The 15,957-nt window shown below is 62.8% G+C and carries 18 protein-coding genes; 16 read left to right on the top strand and 2 right to left on the bottom strand.

The window, feature by feature from the left end:
- Positions 1–28 precede the first annotated feature (28 nt).
- The 10 genes from NL1_RS08165 (at position 29) to NL1_RS08210 (ending at position 10,153) form a co-directional block, all read left to right on the top strand.
- Positions 29–466, top strand: coding sequence for a phage gene 29 protein family protein (locus tag NL1_RS08165; protein WP_084510392.1), 438 nt, complete (start codon positions 29–31; stop codon positions 464–466).
- A complete protein-coding gene (locus tag NL1_RS08170; RefSeq protein ID WP_067835999.1) occupies positions 463–1,848 on the top strand; it encodes a hypothetical protein in 1,386 nt (461 codons plus the stop codon). Before NL1_RS08165 ends, NL1_RS08170 begins: the two co-directional genes overlap by 4 nt.
- Positions 1,849–1,992: 144 nt before the next feature.
- A complete protein-coding gene (locus NL1_RS08175) occupies positions 1,993–2,328 on the top strand; it encodes an LtfC-like domain-containing protein (RefSeq protein WP_067836001.1) in 336 nt (111 codons plus the stop codon).
- 77 nt (positions 2,329–2,405) lie between these two features.
- A complete protein-coding gene (locus NL1_RS08180) occupies positions 2,406–2,756 on the top strand; it encodes a phage tail fiber protein (RefSeq protein ID WP_067836003.1) in 351 nt (116 codons plus the stop codon).
- Positions 2,757–2,779: 23 nt separating this feature from the next.
- Positions 2,780–3,286 carry a hypothetical protein gene (locus NL1_RS08185; protein WP_156094741.1) on the top strand — a complete coding sequence of 169 codons (507 nt, stop codon included), beginning with the start codon at positions 2,780–2,782 and terminating at the stop codon, positions 3,284–3,286.
- A 291-nt stretch (positions 3,287–3,577) separates the two neighbouring features.
- A complete protein-coding gene (locus NL1_RS38965; RefSeq protein WP_067836007.1) occupies positions 3,578–4,429 on the top strand; it encodes a hypothetical protein in 852 nt (283 codons plus the stop codon).
- A 448-nt stretch (positions 4,430–4,877) separates the two neighbouring features.
- A complete protein-coding gene (locus tag NL1_RS08195) occupies positions 4,878–7,397 on the top strand; it encodes a hypothetical protein (protein WP_156094743.1) in 2,520 nt (839 codons plus the stop codon).
- A 185-nt stretch (positions 7,398–7,582) separates the two neighbouring features.
- Positions 7,583–8,317: a hypothetical protein gene (locus tag NL1_RS08200; RefSeq protein WP_156094744.1), complete on the top strand. Its 735-nt coding sequence runs from the start codon at positions 7,583–7,585 to the stop codon at positions 8,315–8,317.
- 262 nt (positions 8,318–8,579) lie between these two features.
- The gene (locus tag NL1_RS08205) at positions 8,580–9,071 is read left to right on the top strand and encodes a DUF6630 family protein (RefSeq protein WP_156094745.1); all 492 of its coding nucleotides are present in this window, start codon (positions 8,580–8,582) and stop codon (positions 9,069–9,071) included.
- A gap of 335 nt (positions 9,072–9,406) precedes the next feature.
- Positions 9,407–10,153 carry a hypothetical protein gene (locus NL1_RS08210; protein ID WP_067836015.1) on the top strand — a complete coding sequence of 249 codons (747 nt, stop codon included), beginning with the start codon at positions 9,407–9,409 and terminating at the stop codon, positions 10,151–10,153.
- Positions 10,154–10,246: 93 nt separating this feature from the next.
- Here NL1_RS08210 and NL1_RS08215 read toward each other — a convergent pair whose 3' ends face one another.
- The gene (locus NL1_RS08215; protein WP_156094746.1) at positions 10,247–10,636 is read right to left on the bottom strand and encodes a hypothetical protein; all 390 of its coding nucleotides are present in this window, start codon (positions 10,634–10,636) and stop codon (positions 10,247–10,249) included.
- A 389-nt stretch (positions 10,637–11,025) separates the two neighbouring features.
- On the opposite strand from NL1_RS08215, the gene NL1_RS08220 reads away from it, so the two are divergent.
- The 6 genes from NL1_RS08220 to NL1_RS08245 all read left to right on the top strand — a co-directional run bounded on the left by NL1_RS08220 (position 11,026) and on the right by NL1_RS08245 (position 14,616).
- On the top strand, positions 11,026–11,391 hold the full coding sequence (locus tag NL1_RS08220) for a hypothetical protein (RefSeq protein ID WP_067836019.1): 366 nt from the start codon (positions 11,026–11,028) through the stop codon (positions 11,389–11,391).
- A gap of 101 nt (positions 11,392–11,492) precedes the next feature.
- Complete coding sequence (locus tag NL1_RS08225; protein ID WP_067836021.1) at positions 11,493–12,266, top strand: N-acetylmuramoyl-L-alanine amidase; 774 nt, start codon at positions 11,493–11,495, stop codon at positions 12,264–12,266.
- Positions 12,266–12,475 carry a hypothetical protein gene (locus NL1_RS08230; protein WP_067836023.1) on the top strand — a complete coding sequence of 70 codons (210 nt, stop codon included), beginning with the start codon at positions 12,266–12,268 and terminating at the stop codon, positions 12,473–12,475. Before NL1_RS08225 ends, NL1_RS08230 begins: the two co-directional genes overlap by 1 nt.
- Entirely contained in the window at positions 12,476–12,775 is a 300-nt protein-coding gene (locus NL1_RS08235; protein WP_067836024.1) for a hypothetical protein, read from the top strand.
- Positions 12,776–13,485: 710 nt separating this feature from the next.
- Positions 13,486–13,812 carry a hypothetical protein gene (locus NL1_RS08240; RefSeq protein ID WP_067836026.1) on the top strand — a complete coding sequence of 109 codons (327 nt, stop codon included), beginning with the start codon at positions 13,486–13,488 and terminating at the stop codon, positions 13,810–13,812.
- Positions 13,813–14,235: 423 nt separating this feature from the next.
- The gene (locus tag NL1_RS08245; protein WP_156094747.1) at positions 14,236–14,616 is read left to right on the top strand and encodes a hypothetical protein; all 381 of its coding nucleotides are present in this window, start codon (positions 14,236–14,238) and stop codon (positions 14,614–14,616) included.
- A 154-nt stretch (positions 14,617–14,770) separates the two neighbouring features.
- Here the strand turns inward: NL1_RS08245 and NL1_RS08250 are convergent, their stop codons facing one another.
- Entirely contained in the window at positions 14,771–15,856 is a 1,086-nt protein-coding gene (locus NL1_RS08250) for a glycoside hydrolase family 183 protein (protein WP_067836029.1), read from the bottom strand.
- Between the last annotated feature and the right edge of the window lie 101 nt (positions 15,857–15,957).

Genomic DNA, 15,957 nt, shown 5'->3' on the forward strand with positions numbered 1-15,957 from the left:
AATCTCATTTCTATTGCCGGAGAGAACTATGCCTATTCCCTTGCACGAGGACTGTGATCCCAACGATCCGTACGACGCGTTCGTGTGGGCTCTCGTCGGATTGCCCGGCCCGCGCAACTCGCCGTTGCTGGTACACCCAGATGTGCTGCGGCAGTGGTCGAAACATCTCTGGGATCTCGGTTTCCGACACTATGCCGACGAGCAGGTCAAGGAATACATCCCGCCGGCGCGCGGCGTCACCCATTGGCTCAACGGCGCAGGCCAGTGGGCCGAGAAGGGCGCAGCGCGGCCGCCGGAAACATCGGCGCCCGACGTGGCCCAGTTGACCCCGGACGAGCGGGCGAACCTGGTGGAGCAGCTACGCGAGTCCGGTGAGCTCAAGCATCTGGTCGATCCGCGCGAGCTGGACCTCAATCACGCGCAAGTCGGCGATGCCGAGAGCGTCGCGTCCGATGGTGACCGATGACGAATCCCGACAAGAAGATTCCTCCCGGCGCCTATACCGGAGGCTCGATCCGCAACCTGCAGAAGGTCACCTGGGCGTCGGCGCAGGCCTCGATCATGTCGAATGTCATGCAGTCCTTCGCCGGTGTGGACGCCATCGGCGCGAATCTGAACTCCGCGACCAACCGTGCGCTCAATGCGGCGAGTTCGGCACAGACCGATGCTTCCGACGCGCAGGTGACCGCGAATGCGGCTCAGAGCACGTCGGCGTCCAACGCTGCGGCCATCGCCAATCTGCAAACCGACAGGACGCAGAACGAGGTCGGCGGAGCGGCGGTCACCGACAGCTTCGAGTCCTGGGACACCACGAAGTGGTCGGTCGCCAAGTGGGTCGACGGCAGTCACACCGTCCCGGACATGGTCGTCGTCAATAACCAAGCCGGTATCGCGAAGAGCGGAAACACCGGCACGGGTGGCGATTTCGCACTGTACAGAACACCTCTCATGACCGACTCCCAGTCGGTGTCGTTGGTGTTGGGTCGCGCCAATCAGGCGGGCTATTTCACCGGCAGCGGTGTTCTCATCCGCGCGGCTGTGGACCTGTCGACTTTCGTTCTGGTGCAGCTCGGGACCTCCAAGATCTCACTCCAGCGGGCAACGTTGATCAATGGTCAGATGACCGTCACGATCTGGACCGAAAGAACGAATCTGTCACTGAATACCGGTGATACGGTCACCGTCAGTGCGACCGGCTCGTCCTACGAGGTTCTCGTCAACGGCGTCAGCAGACTCGGCTATCAAGACACCGCTGTCACGTCCCCGGTCGGCGCAGGCAACCGGTGGGTCGGGTTCTACAGCGCGTGCTACGCGGATTCCGACTGGTCCGGCACCACCCTGTACTTCGGTTTCGACATCGAATCCTTCGCTGCGGCCGACACCTCGTCGCCGCCCGTCGTCGGTACCGGCTGGTCGCTGTATCGCCAGAGCGCGACGGCGGTCGCGCAAAGTGCGGGAAGTGTCCGTTACGGAACCATTTTCGACACAGTGCGTCAGGCGAACAAGGTCAACGTCCTCAACCTTGCTGCGGGCCAGATCCAGATCACCAAACCTGGCTGGTACGTGATGAGCGTCGGCGCGCAATGGGCTCAAGCGTGCGGAGAGGGATACAACTACAACGTCTCGTTGTGGTCCGCGCCGAGTCCCGAGGGGCAATGGAAGGTCGTTCGCAACGCCGGTGAGACCGCAGGATCTGCGGTCTATCGAGTTTCGGGAACATTCGTTGTTTTCGCGGGCGCGGGGAGTGTCTGGGCACCAGGTTATTACATTGCCGGCCCCAACCAAATGTACGGCGATCCGTCTGGTACCCACACCTATTTCGACGGGGCGCTCAGCTCCTTCTCCTGAGAATCGATCTCAGCGGTGCCGGACGCCACCATCGCGTGGCACCACCGTCGTCGGCACCACATCGAAGCGGCCGAGTGCGGCCGAATCCTTGAACCAACCCGTCCGAGGACTCCATGGACGTGGTCGAACAAAACAGAGGAACCTATGAGCACACAGAATGGTCCCGGATACCTCGGCTACCAGCCCACGCTCGAACCGCTGAAACTGACTACCGGCGCCAGCTTCGTGCAGACCATCCAGCCTTCCGACGGAGCCGTATTTCCCAATGGCACTACGGTTTCCATCGTGCTGACCGCGCCAGGGGGCACAGCCATCGGCGCCTGGCCCGCCACCGTCACCTCGAACGCTGCGGCGTGGACCGTGCCTGCCGCGATCTGCGACGACATTCCGGCGAATTCGCGATACACGATGCTGGTCACCTATCCCACCTCGCCGGCGACCACGTACGCCTGGTACGCGGGCACCGTCATCCGGACCTAACCCGGTTCCGCAGTCCCTGTCGACGTTCGGCAGCGACGAATCACCCTTTCACGCAACAACTCTCAAGGAGCCCTCTCATGGCTATCGCCGTCACCTCGACCAAGAACGCGCTGTGCACCGCCTACGCCAACATCGCAAGCACCGTCTACGTCTCGGTCCACACCGCCGACCCGGGCACCAGCGGCACCAACGAGGCGTCCGGCGGTTCCCCCGCCTACAAGCGGGTCGCCACCACCTGGTCCGCCCCGGCCAACGGCCAGATCACCGGCAGCCAGGTCACCATCGACCTGCCCGCGGGCACCTACACCCACGCGGGTCTGTGGAGCGCCCTCAACAACGGCACCTTCATCGACAAGGTCGCCATCGCCTCCACCACCCTCGGCGCTCAGGGCACGCTGCTCATCACCCCCACCTTCACCATGAGCTGACCGGAGCCGAATCGGAGAGTTCGATGACACCACCAGGTCAGGTGATCGCGGCGGCTCTGCCTGCGTCGCCGACTGTGGCCCTTCCTGTTCCGGCGCCGTCGGCAGGCACGGGGGCGCTACCGAGGACTCCGGTCACCGTCATCGACGGGACGCGGGTCCCAGTCGTTCCCACTTTCGTGTACGCGGCCTTCGCGGGCGCCGCCGGACCGGCCGCGCCGTCCACTCCGTCCGCGACAGCAGCGGCCGCCTCCAGCGGAGCCGGTCTGCTGACCGCCGCGACGCGGTCCTCGCAATCCGTCGTCCCTGGTTTCGGCGACACCGCGTCCCCTACGGCGCGTGTGGTCGTCGGTTCCGGCGGCGCAGTGGTGCTGAGCGCGTGGTTCGACGCCGACACCCGTGCCGTGGCAGCCGATGCCGCCTTCTCCGGTACCGGTGAGCTCGCGACGGTGACCGTGACGCACTGCGATGCGTTGCCGTCGTTCTACGCGCTGGGTACCGCCACCGCTGCTGTCTCCAGCACTTCCGGGTAGTCAGCCCCTCGACCCCGGGCGAATCGGGGTGGCGCTTGCCGCCTGACATCGTGCCGCGCTCGACCGATGGTCGAGCGCGGCACTTCGTTTCTCCGAGGCCATCGTCCCCCGCCTCGGCCGGTACTCGGAAATCGCCGCACTCGGGACGCGAATTATTGGATACCAATCATTTTGAAGGAAGTCGCTGTGGCGGACCCTGCATTCAAATCGGCGAGACTGCCTGTGTCGCCATCGGCTACCCCAGCTATCCCCGCGTCGCCCGCCAGCAGCTCGGCGTTGCCCTCGGCGCCGGTGGCTTTCATCGCGGGCAAATACATTCCCGTGGTCATCCCGTTCATCCGCGCGGACGCGACAGGTGACGGCACGCTGCTCGCGTCCGTGATCTCAGCGGTCGCCGTACAGGGAAACGCCAGTGTATCTGGGCAATTGACGGCGCAGTACACCCCGCGCCAGTTCAGCACCGTCGACTTCCAGAGCGGCGGATCGGCGCGTGCGCAAGTCGCGGCCGGGCAGTCGGCGGTGGTTCTGGTTTCGGCCGAGTTCGGCGGTGGCGGTCGCGCGGCGGCGATCAACGCGATCGCGCGTGGTGTGGGCGAATTGTCGGCCACGGTGGTGCCGCATTCCGGTGCGGTGTCGGCGTTCCACGGCACGGCCGCGGTGATCGGTGTGCTCGCCCTTCCGCCCGTATCGGTTTCCGCGCCATTGACAGGTGGCGGGACCCTGACCGCAACGGCCGTGCCCGGTTTCCGGCCGTCGGGAATGAACAAGAGCGGGACCCAGTCCGGGCCCACCACCCAGAACGCCTGGGTGCAGGTGAACAACTGGACCGCGGACACCGCGAACTACCCCGGCTCGACCGTGGACACCAATGGCTTGGTGAGCCAAGGCATCAAGGCATCGGCCACGATCGCGGGCAGTGCCGGCTGGACGCCAGGAATACAGTCGAATTCGATTGCCGTGCGCCTCAAGAAGAACGGCACGGTCATCGCCACCGGTACGTCGGCGAATCCGGCCACCGTGAGCGCCACGGTCGCGGTAGCCCAGGGCGACCGGATCACGCTCGAGGTCATCGATACCAGCTCGTGGGCCTCATTGTCGGCCGCCACGATCAACGCGGCCAATACCTACCTGCGGATCACCTGACCGGCCCGGGGTCGCTCCCACGCACTGTCTTACTTCGGCGTGCCGCCGTTCTCCCGGATGGCGCACCTGTGCAGCCGCTCGACGGTTTCGGCAGGCGACGTCTGCGCGGCGGATTCGCGCCTGATCGGAGGCGATGAGCCGTGTCCAACGACCGCGTCCAGATACTGCCGATCTGTCGGTAACGGACACACCGGAGCTCCGTGGCCCGCCGTCGTTCCACGCGCGGGGTACCGCCAGCGGCGCCTCAGCTGGACGGGGTACGCCCGGAGTCGGCGAACGACCCATGCGCACGGCACTTTTCGGCCCGTCATAGCGCCGGGCAATCGTTCTTTCCGCGTGTACATCAGGCCGAATTGCCGGCTGCCGCAATCAATCGCACTAGCGGATAGCTGTTGAGCATTTCGAGTCGGATTCGGCGCGCCTGAAATCTTTGAGGAGGCGATGAGCCGTGACAGATATCTACGGCCTGCCCGACACCACTGGACGCAAGGAGGGCGATACGTGGACCACCACGTTGCCCGACGGGCGAACCGTAGTGAACACGATCCCGCAGGGAAACGGTAATCAGACCGTCGATCAGGTCATTACCAATCCTGATGGCAGCACCACGAACTCGCGGGTCGCGGGCAACGGGCTGGGAGGGTGGCAACGGTGGAACGACGACTCCTCCGGCACATCCTCATATGCAGGCAAAGACACGCAGGGTAGCGAGGTCTACGGCCAGCACTTCAATCCAGGAGCATCGACCTCGGGCAGGCCGAGTCACGAATTCGGGATGTCATCCGACTACAAGACTACGGCCACCGCCTCCTACGACCAGCAGGGCAACAGGATCGGCACCGACATAGGTGTCGCGAACAAGAACGGCCTCTACGACAACGTTCACGTCGACAACTACGGCAACAAGACGTTCTCCGCCACCACTCGAGACGGAAATGGCGGACTGGTCAGCACATTCACTGGTCAGATCGACAGCGACGGTTATGGCTGGCGGACGGTAGGCGGCAATAGGTGGGAAGTCGCACCGGACAGCCAGGGCAAGCCGGTCTTGATGCGCACCCAGACGACCGATACGGGTGTGCACCTGCTCCGCATGGATGAAAGCGGCAAGCTCACCGACGAATTCCGTGGCAACAAGCCTGGTGAGTGGTACCGCGACACAATCACCACTGACGCCGAGGGCAAGACCACCATTTCCCGCCTCGATGTCCACCTCGGGGTCACGGTCTATGACATCGACGGCAACGTCCTCAGCCACCAGAAGCCGGACGACAAACGGACCCGGACCGAGAAGATTGTCGAAACCACTTACGATGTCGTCTACGGAGCGGGTCGGGCCTTCTTCGGGCTGACCGACTTGGGTGCTGCTGCCAACGTTCTACTGCCTGGCGATCCTCTGGTGACATCGGACGATATCGCCGGAGAGACCGTCGAATCGTTGAAGCCCTTGTTCAAGGGCGATGGCCATGAACGTTGGCAAGCACTTCAGGCGATGGTGGCCGGAACGAACACCGATGAATTAGCCGAAGACAGCACAGTATCGATCACCAAAGGCGTCCTGACCGCCGCCACTTTCCTCATCCCTGGCCCAAAAGGTTTGGGTGGGTTCAGGCGTGGCGGGCGCGCCGGCGAAGAACAACTGATCAACAATATGGTCGGGGCCGGTAAGAGCGAAGCCGAGATCATAGACGCTCTCAGAGAACTACGGGCGTTACAAGAGACGCTGAATCCCCGGAGGGGCGGCGAGGGCGAGCGGCTAACGGCTGAGGAAGTCCTATCGGCGATCGACAATGCTCGAACTTCGAGAACCGGCGGCCCCGATGGTGCTGGTAGGCGCGAGGACGGTCCGAGCGCGAGTCCAGGCTCGCAATTGGACGATTCTGCAGGCGCTGATTTGCCCAGTGGCCCAGGGCGGCATTGGCCCGTGTCGGTGGTCGATATTCACCCGCCCGGGATAAAGAACGCTGAGTGGAGTCGTAGACTGGAACAGGCCACGCCACCGTCCTCGCACTCCGGTATGGAGCCAATTCTACCGGATGGATCGAACAGGTGGGATGACTCGAATTTATCGGGCCGGGGATCTTCTGGGGCCAAGGGCTTCATCGGCGATGCGCTTACGCGAGCAAAGCTCGAGCTCGATAATTATGAAATCATTGCGACAGGTGATGAAGTCAACATCCTTGCGCCAGGTGTTGGTAAGGATGGGTTCAAACCAGACTTCATCGCGATAGCCCCGGACGGCAAGATTGTATTCGTGGAGTCCAAGGGGTGGAAAGCCGACTATCAAACGAACCAGCGTCCGGGGTACACCCATTATCAGGGTGGCGATCAGAAGCTCCAGTTCGACCCAAAGAATGTGGAGTTGAGAAGGAGGCTCGATGACGCCGGTTTCGATCCTGACGATGTCATAGTCGATAGAGTCGAAACGATTCGATGGAACGGCGATGGGAAGCAGTGGCCAGGCGAGGTCGCATACCGGCCCAGCGACACAGTACTGATCAAGGCAGCGGAGGAGTTCAGCGAAAACTACAGCCCCTTTGTTCGTAAGAACAGAAAAACTAACCAGTTGGAACTGACGAATTCCAAGCTTCGTGCATGGAACGCGCTTGCCGAAGAGCTTGCGCTGCGGGATGCCGCCCAGGGGCGACATGTTCAGGCAATGATAACCCGAGCACGCCAGGCCGCCACCGATTTCATACTTCGTGCAACGGGGCAGGTCGTTCCGGATGCTACGGACGCGTTGGCTGTCGGAGGATTTGTTGGTCATATCGACGCAGGCTTGTCTTCCGCGATGTCCGTTCCTCTGCCTCCGCCTGATTGGATAGCCACTCCGTTTCGCGGGGCTTACTCCAGTCGTCGCCAGAGCGTGAATCAGTCTCTGACGGTAAATATCCACGACACAAATGTCCGCTCGGATAATGCTGTGCGAGCAGAGGAACTGCACGGGTTGACCTATTCCGCGGCGTGATAGCGCGTTGCGTGAGGGTGGCACTGTAGGATCTGATCCTAGATCAGCCTGAGCGCACCGGTTCTGGCGGTTCGGTGGGTAGCAACATCGAGCTATCCGATGAGAAGGTGGCGATAGCGAAATGTCATGACTATCTTCGTCCTGTCTGTAGTGCACGGAAATGGATCCGACGGAAGGTGGGATAGATGACCCAGCGTGGAGGACAGAACACTGCCGCACTGGTTGTCGATAAATTGCGACAGGCGATAGCTGCCGAGGGGTATGAGGAATGCGCTACTTTTGAAATCGGTGGTTCGCCGATGGTGCATGAAGTATGGTTCGTCAATGACGGAATTGGCATTCCGGACATGACGAAGGCGGTTATCGAAGCGCTGGTGGTCGACGATCCTTCCAGTGGCGGCGTAAGGATTTCAGGATTTGCCTATCTGGTATCGGACGCCGTCGCGGAGGTTGTGAAAAAGCTGTCCATTGCCGCCTTGGACAGCAGCTACAAGCCAGCGGAGTACTTGAACTTCAATTACCTCCAAATGGTGGGCTTCGGATCGCTCGATACTCCGCGGAAGATCGATCGAACATTTCACATGTTCGATGTCGGTGGCGACGGCGTCGCCGAATTCGTACACTACGTGCAGGGCAAGGTCCGCGGCTGGTTCGATCGTCGTATCAGTGTTGATCAGCTCATTGCCATCGCTCGAGAACCAACTCATCAGGATAGATTCAATCCGAGCCCCCGTCTGCTGCGTGGTGTGGCGGTGCTTGCAGTGCTGAGCGCGCGCCCGCATCAGGCAGTCGATTTGCTTGACTGGTATCTCCGTAGAGGGCAGTTCGGGCGACTGGACTCTATTGATCGTGCAACGCTTTTCGAGCAAGAGTTGTGCAACCTGTTGCCGGAGTATTCGGCTGCCAAGAGAAGCAACTAGCGCCCAGACCGGCTGAGGCGAGTGGATATTGCCTGCGTGATCCAGGTGGCGCAGGCGGCTGCGGAGCGGCGTGCGGGCCTACGACCAGACGATCCCGGCTGGCGCCTGATGATCTGAGATCGCAATTTCCCCGGTATGCAGACCTCAGAAGTTGATACGGAGTGAAGTCGTAAGTCTGTAGCGGAGTCGTTTGCGCTGCTGACAACATTGCGGTTGTGGGGCCGCTGCTCACTGCAGCGCCAATTCGGAGATGAGGAGGACGATGAATCCAGGGAACGCGCAGGAGTCCATGGTCTCGATCGCGAAGCTGCTGGCACCTGACGAACCGGATGTGGTGCGGGGAGTTCGGGCTGCTACTGATGGAGATCCCTGGAGTGCCTTGATCCGTACGCTCTCGGCGCGAGGGCTCGCTGCTGTGTTCGATTGGGAAGAGGATCCGGGTGAGATTCGATCCTTGCTGGAGGCGCTGCCTTCATACCCTGACAACCTCTCGTGGAGTTGGTACGGAGCATACGAGTCGGAGGTGGACGACTTGGACCAGGCTGAAGTTGTCGAACGCCTGCTGGAAGTCGTTGGTGAGTGCTGTGTGCGAGTTGGAAAGGTTCTTCTTTCCCTCGAGACGGGCAGCGACAGCTACGCCGTGATATTCATGTCGGCCGACGAATACGCGAGGGTGCCAGCACTTGGCCTTGCCGGCTTGGAAGCAGTCCGTTTGGGCCAGTGGTCTGGGATCGATGACGACATAGCCAACTGAGCAGAACCAGGCAGACCTCGCCCGCACCGACTCAGGTTTGGGTCAAGGGTTGCCGCAGTGCCTTGACAGATCGGGTCGATGACGCGGCGGCTCTGATGGATTGGTATCTGCGCCGAGGTGGGTTCCATAAGTGGGATTCCTCCGATCGTGCGCTTGCCTTCGACACTGCGATGGTCGAGCGCTTCCCTGTTTATGCCCGCGTGCGGGGATGCTGACGGACCGGCGCTTCGGACGGATTCGACGCAACCACATCACAACCAGCTTCTGCGTGCCCGTATTCGCGCGGATGGAAACGAAGACGTCCTGGCCGGTCGGCGGGACACGGAGGTGTACCGATGACGGTGAACGAGCACGATCGTATCGACCAGGTTGCAGTTGGGCCGGATGGCCGGCTGGCGTTGGTGATGGTGGAGGAGCGGTCGTATCGCGATGGTGATGTCGCGGTTTTGAGCGAGGACTTTCGTCGGAAGATGAACAGCTACGTTCATGCGGTTCGGTCGGGCTATGCGGAACAGCTGGCCCGAGAGCGTGGGCTGGCTGAGATCGCCGGGGTGGATATCGTCCTGTTCTGTGACACGCAGCCACCTGCGGTGGTGGAACAGATGATCGGCCTGGTGAATCGCGAGCTGTCCGATGAAGGTATCGCCGCGCGGTGGGAGTCTTGGGCGCCCGACGCGGTCGGTATCGATGTCATCGAGCGTGCCCTGGTTACCGAGGCCGTCGAGATGATCGGCAGCGATTGGGATTTCGCGCTTCTGTGGGTGACGCTGGTCGGTTCTTCGGGCGCAGCGGGCGTGCAGGTGCGGCGGGTCGACGGGACGGTGGACAACGTGCGCCCGTCCGAAGGCCTGCTGCAATTGCTGACCGAGCACAAGCGCGCTTCGTACGACGCGGAAGCTGGAACTTGGTTGAGTGGTCAGATTTCGATCGCTGATCCGGACCGCTATCGGGCGGCGTTTTCGAACTCTGAGATTCCCGAGTGGATGCCCTCGCCGCCCGTCGATGATATGCGTGTGGAATTCGCGGTCTTCAGCCGTCCGGACAGTGCGATCCCGGACTGGGTTCGACGACAGTTGTCGTAACCCGCAGCGCGACGGGCAGGGACGTCGGCACGGTTACGCACGTTGGCTTGTGATCGAATCCGTCTGTCCCGGAAAAAGTCACAGACGGGCGGGTCAAGCGAGCGCGGTGATCTTGGTACCGCGGGGAAGTTTGCGGCTCTCATTGAACCCGGTGAGATTGCCTGCGAGGGTAATTGGGACGTCGAACACGTAGTCGATGCCATCGCTGCGACTGTTGTCGTCCCACGCCTTTGCGAGGAGAGCGGCGAACTCTACTGGAGGTTCGCCCTCCCACAGAATGTGATTCGGCCCGTCTGCCTGTGCCGGATCGTGGATCACGCTCCAAATTCGCTGCCCGCCCGTCCATGCCGCGACACCGCTGGTGGAACCGTAGGACGGTTCGTAGCAGGCGATCACCTCCGACTCGGCTATTCCGCTCGAAAGTTGTTGGAGTGTATGTGTCTTGGCGACGTAGCCGGGCGGTTCGACTTCGTAGTCGATCACCACATACCACCCGTTACGCATAATCGCCCCTGCGAACTGCGAAGCGCCGGGAGTGTGGCGGACTCCGGTGTCGTGAAGACCCAGTTGATCTAGTACGGCCTGCGGTGTCCCGCTTCGCACAGCAACCCAGGAGAGCATAGATCCCATAAGGGAGTAGTAGTCGAAGTGCTCGACAGGATCGCCGCGGCGATCAGCGGGGCCTCGGCCTAGCCGACTGTGCGAAAGTCCCGAGCGGATCCCCGGGACCACATCTACGACTTCAACGGCATGGCCCCGAAGCACCGCCGTTGCGGTGGAACGGGTGCGCCGACGAAGCACCACGCGCGACCGCGCGGTGGTGTGTTCGGCAGGGAGCGTTTCGCACCTGCCCTGATCATGGGAGTTGTTCCATGACAAGAATTGTTCGCATCCTCATCGTCCCGAGCACGGAGTGGACCAGCATCGAGGTGCCCGCGGGTGGCCAGCTCGTGTGGGCCGAGCCGGGCGGCGGGGTAGTTGTCGGCGGTTTCCCCGGCGGCGGTGTCCCCAGCGGTATCGCCACCTACTGGCGTACCGAGGACTTCACGTTCGGCATCGAGCGGTGCCTGATTCGCCAGGGTTCCCGGACTAATCCGACGTCGCCGGGGGAGGAACCCAGTGAGTTCGAGTACGTCGAATCCGGCCTTCAGGGCGCGATCCCGTTCATGAACACCGACTACCTCCTGTGGTGGAAGAAGAGCATGTACGACGCCTTCCCGCCGAACTCGGGCTCGTAACGAGCCACCCGCGAAGGCGTCGGCGTGCTGGGTCGCCGGCGCCTTCGCGGGCGCGAATACCGCGTTTGCACAGCAATTTCGATTGGAAAGGCAGGACAGCCATGTCTTGGACCGGCGATCCCGTCTGGTTGGCGGACGTCCTCCGTGAGGAGGGCTTGAGAGTCGTCGAATTCCCCGGCTGGCGCGAGCGCGGGCACGGCGATTTCGGCGAGATCTGGGGCGTCATCGCCCATCACACCGGTGGTTCCAACACGCCGACATCCGAAATCGCCTACGGCTTCGCACATTTGGAGGGGCCGTTGTCGCAATTGCATCTCGACAGGGATGGCACCGTCACGGTCGTCGCCGCGGGTGTTGCCTGGCACGCCGGGGTCGGGCGTTGGCCGGGGCTGCCGGAGGACGACGCGAACTTCCACACCATCGGTATCGAAGCCGTGAACAACGGCACCGAGGGCTGGTCGCGCGAGCAATACGACGCGTATGTGGGCTGCTGCGCGGCGATTCTGCGCAGGCTCGGCCACGGGGCCGATCGGGTGATCGGCCACAAGGAATGGGCCGGATCCAAACAAGGCAAGTGGGATCCCGGCGGTATGGATATGGACCAATTCCGCGCAGATGTCGCGGAACGATTGAAAGGCGGAGTGCTGGTGGCACTTTCCGATTTGGAGCAGCGCGAGCTGCTCGACAAGCTGCGCCGCGTGCACTTCGAGCTGACCTACGGATTCCAGTCTCGGGTAGCCGATTCCGAGTACCGGGACACGGTGGCCGGCTACGTGCTCAATTCCGACGCCGCCGACTACCGCAACGAGCAGCGTCTGAAGGCGGTCGAACTCAAGGTCGATCGTCTGCTCGACGCCATGGAAGGAAAGATCTGATGATCGTCACCAAACTTCCCGAGCCCGCGCTGATCCGCTCGGTGCTCGTCGCGATCACCGGAGTGATCGCCTTCGTCGTCGGCCATCGGATCGATATCTCGTGGATCGAGTCGGTACTGACGATCTACGGCCTGCTCACTCCGCTGATCGCGGGCGCGGTCATTCGGCCTGCGGTCACGCCGGTCGATCGGCAGGACGGCGGACGATGAATGGCGCAGAGCTGGTTGAGTCCCGAATTGGTGCAGGCGTTCGGCGTTGCCGTTGCCACGGTGATCGGCGCGGTCACCGCCTGGCAGGCGCGTGAAGTCGCGAAACTGCGCGCCCGCATAGAGACTCTGGAGAGCCAGGCGGTCGATGACAAGAAGCGCTTCCGTGACGCCATCCGCCTGATCCGCGCCCTCCAACAGCACATCGACGAGTTGCGCGGCTTCCTGCGCCTGCACGTTCCCGGCCAGGAACCCCCGGCGGCCCGGTACGAGATCCCACCTTCGTTGCAAGAGGAACTCTGAGCGTCTCCTTGCCTGGCCTCTGGACTGCCCCGTCTCCCCGCTGGGAGGCGGGGCGTTTTGTCGTTCCCAGGTGACATCGTCGCAACGCGCCCGCACGCCTTGCGGCGGCCGCAACCGCTGCGAGGCGTGTGAAGTCTTAGCGACTATTCCGGAATCGTGAACCGGGGCCTCGATCGAGTAGTGACCGCGGAGGAATTGATTTGCAAGCTTCGGACTGAATCTTGCAAACCGTGGGAATATTGTCGAAAGGCTTGCCTGAATTGTTCCAAGTATTCGCCCAGGTGAAACGTTACATATCGATTTTGTGAAATAGATCTCACTCTCCGATTCGAGCTCCGACCCGTCAGTAACATTGCGCGCTTGCGGTCCGGCGTGGGTCTGGCGTCGATGGTCGGCGACGGGATGGTCCGTTCGGGAAACCGGCGACTTGCGGCCGGGTTGTAAGTTATCTGCGCTGGTAGGACCCCCTAGTGCGGCGATGCGCTTGCGCTGTTGATTTGGCCGTTCGGAGGGTGATATCGACTGCGAAAAGTGCGAGCCGTCCGATTTTGAAGCTTTCATCCCGAGTTACTCGCAAAATTGGAGTTACCGCTAGCCCTTTGAATTTCCACCGGTTCATCGTTAACACTCGGACCCCTGTGATAGAACAATCCCGTCGGCCGCCAGCAGGCCGCCGACGCGGGGAAAACTTCCAAGGGGATATTTCGAAGATGAAGATCATTCGTTCGTTCGGTTTCGCTTTCGCCGCCGCTGCCGGAATCGTGCTGGCCGGCTCCGGTCTGGCCGGCGCCGAGACCACCGGTTCGGCGGAGTTCACGACCCAGCTGGTCGAGGCGCTTGCGACCGGCTCGGCGGGCGCCACGAAGTCGACCGCGGCGGACACCGGTTCGTCGGAGGCGCTGACCGCGCTGGCCGAGAACCTGGCGACCGGCTCCGCCACGAAGCCCACCGCCTCGGACGCCGGTTCCTCGGAGTCGACGACCAAGCTGCTGGAGACCCTCGTCACCGGTTCGGCGAACCTCGACCTCACGAAGTGAGCGCATAGCTCGAATACGCCCCGCCTCATCGAGGCGGGGCATTTTTTCGTTCCGGGTGAAGGCCGCGAGTTTGCTGAAACACTACGCGCGATACCGCGCTGGACAACCGATCGAATCAGCTCGATCGGATATCCGCACCTTCGAAAGCCCTTCTGCGGGAGAAGTTTGCCGGAACGGCTGACAATCGGTGTGGCTGCCGATGTCGCGGAAGGTTCGCCATCGCCGCACGTCGGCGCGGAAATCCAGGTCGGGGCGACGAGGGCGCGGTTCACGCTGCGGAACCCGTGAAGGTGAACTACTCGTAACTGAGCATTTGCGATGCGTTCATCATCACGTCGTGGCCCGAAAATATTGCGTGATAGACATAGGCGCGTCGACCGCACTGTGTTGTCGACCGAGGTTTTCGAGGAAGAGAAGAATTCCATGAGCAAGATTCGCGTGCTCGGCATCGCTGTGGTCGCCGCCGGTATCGTCCTTGGTGGTTCCGGTGTGGCGTCGGCGGACACCGCGACCGGTTCGGCCGCCGGTTCGTCCAACTTCGCCACCGGCCTGTCCAACCTGCTGGCGACCGGTTCGGGTGGTGTGAAGCCGCTGCCGACCTCGGGTGGGGCGACCGGTTCGGCCGCCGGTTCTTCGAACTTCGGCACCGGCCTGACCAACCTGCTTGTCACCGGCTCCGGTGGCGTGAAGCCGCTTCCGGTCGCGGACGGCTACGTCAACCCCTGGCTGGACGGCTGGGGCGCCGGTTCCTCCAACCTGCTCGTCGGCCTCGGCAACCTGATCGGCACCGGCTCGGCAGCGTGATTCCGCTTCCCTGATCGCAGCGAGTGTGGCGCGGGGACTGAATACGCCGCGCTGGGCCGACCGTGTCACGTCTGCCTGACCGCGTCGGCGCAGCACTCGCTACATATACGAGAGCGGCCCGGGACAACCCGGGCCGCTCTCGCCGTTTCGCTTCCTACAGTGGAGTTTTCATGAGCACCACGTTGTACTGCGCGTGCACCGTGAGCAGGAAGTACAGATCCGACCCTGTCTGATACGGGAAGATCATCGGCGCATACGCGGTGGGCAGCGACGCGGCCTCGATCAGCACCCGCGGCGCGCTCCACGGCCCCTGCGGCGACGAAGCTGTCCGCAGGACGACGGCATTCGCCGGATCTGTTGTCAGCATGACGAACTCGCCGAGGTGGTCGTTCCACGTCACCGACAGCTCGGCGACGCCGTCCACGATCGGCGCCGAGGCCACGGGGTCGTTCGGCTTCCACGCGCCGCCGTCCCAGTACTCGTAGGAGTCGATGTTCGCGATGTCGGCTTCCGGTGTTCGCGAGACGAACCCGGGGTTGTTGCGGCCCGCGGAGGTGCCGTAGCGGTAGACGTAGCCGTCGTGCTTCAGGAAGGCGTTCTGCTGGAAGCGCTCGTGCCCGTCCACGTTCGCGCGGCGGGTGTGGGTGAGTGGCGCCCAGGTCTGGCCGCCGTCACGGGAGGACGCGAGGGTGGAGAAGTTGGTGTTCCACTTGCCGTGATCGCCCCACTCCCGCACCGACATCATGCTCATGTACTGCACGCCGCCCACCGAAATGCCCGCGGTCGGAATGAGACTGATCTCGATGCCGGGAATCTTGGGGCTGGGCACTGGATTCGGGACGACACTGTCGTAGAAGATGCCGCCCGACGGATCCTTGGTGGTGCTGCGGAACAGCACGTTGGAAGTCCAGGCCCACATGCTGCCCGCGAGCAGGTTGGGGACGCCGAGCCCGGCGGTGTCGCCGAAGGCGGTGATCATCCGGCCGCTGCCGTCGTCCCACATGACGCCGAGGTCGGTGCCGAGCACGTTGACGTTCTGCGTGCGGTTCGGGCTGTCCATGCCGGTCATCTGGAAGACCGCCTTGGTCGGTCCCGGCAGCTGCGGTAGTCCGCGCCAGCCATTGAGCACCGGGATCGGGTTCACGTTGTTCGGGTCGGCGGCGGCGGGGCCTGCCAGTACGACCGTGCAGGTCGCGGCGAGCACTCCAGCTCTGGCGAGTGCTGACAGCGATCGTTTCATCCGGATGGATCCCTTCTGTGGCGCGCGCGGTCTGCCCCGAACATTGTGCCTGTCCGACCGGATTTCGGGCGGGAATGACGTTGTGGGACCGGACACGTCGG

The organism is Nocardia lijiangensis NBRC 108240 (assembly GCF_001613045.1).
Lineage (GTDB): Bacteria > Actinomycetota > Actinomycetes > Mycobacteriales > Mycobacteriaceae > Nocardia > Nocardia lijiangensis.

Bases quoted from the DNA above. Each gene is read 5' to 3' on its own strand.
- NL1_RS08165 (WP_084510392.1), top strand. From the start codon at position 29: ATGCCTATTCCCTTGCACGAGGACTGTGATCCCAACGATCCGTACGAC.
- NL1_RS08170 (WP_067835999.1), top strand. From the start codon at position 463: ATGACGAATCCCGACAAGAAGATTCCTCCCGGCGCCTATACCGGAGGC.
- NL1_RS08175 (WP_067836001.1), top strand. From the start codon at position 1,993: ATGAGCACACAGAATGGTCCCGGATACCTCGGCTACCAGCCCACGCTC.
- NL1_RS08180 (WP_067836003.1), top strand. From the start codon at position 2,406: ATGGCTATCGCCGTCACCTCGACCAAGAACGCGCTGTGCACCGCCTAC.
- NL1_RS08185 (WP_156094741.1), top strand. From the start codon at position 2,780: ATGACACCACCAGGTCAGGTGATCGCGGCGGCTCTGCCTGCGTCGCCG.
- NL1_RS08200 (WP_156094744.1), top strand. From the start codon at position 7,583: ATGACCCAGCGTGGAGGACAGAACACTGCCGCACTGGTTGTCGATAAA.
- NL1_RS08205 (WP_156094745.1), top strand. From the start codon at position 8,580: ATGAATCCAGGGAACGCGCAGGAGTCCATGGTCTCGATCGCGAAGCTG.
- NL1_RS08210 (WP_067836015.1), top strand. From the start codon at position 9,407: ATGACGGTGAACGAGCACGATCGTATCGACCAGGTTGCAGTTGGGCCG.
- NL1_RS08220 (WP_067836019.1), top strand. From the start codon at position 11,026: ATGACAAGAATTGTTCGCATCCTCATCGTCCCGAGCACGGAGTGGACC.
- NL1_RS08225 (WP_067836021.1), top strand. From the start codon at position 11,493: ATGTCTTGGACCGGCGATCCCGTCTGGTTGGCGGACGTCCTCCGTGAG.
- NL1_RS08230 (WP_067836023.1), top strand. From the start codon at position 12,266: ATGATCGTCACCAAACTTCCCGAGCCCGCGCTGATCCGCTCGGTGCTC.
- NL1_RS08235 (WP_067836024.1), top strand. From the start codon at position 12,476: ATGGCGCAGAGCTGGTTGAGTCCCGAATTGGTGCAGGCGTTCGGCGTT.
- NL1_RS08240 (WP_067836026.1), top strand. From the start codon at position 13,486: ATGAAGATCATTCGTTCGTTCGGTTTCGCTTTCGCCGCCGCTGCCGGA.
- NL1_RS08245 (WP_156094747.1), top strand. From the start codon at position 14,236: ATGAGCAAGATTCGCGTGCTCGGCATCGCTGTGGTCGCCGCCGGTATC.
- NL1_RS08250 (WP_067836029.1), bottom strand. From the start codon at position 15,856: ATGAAACGATCGCTGTCAGCACTCGCCAGAGCTGGAGTGCTCGCCGCG.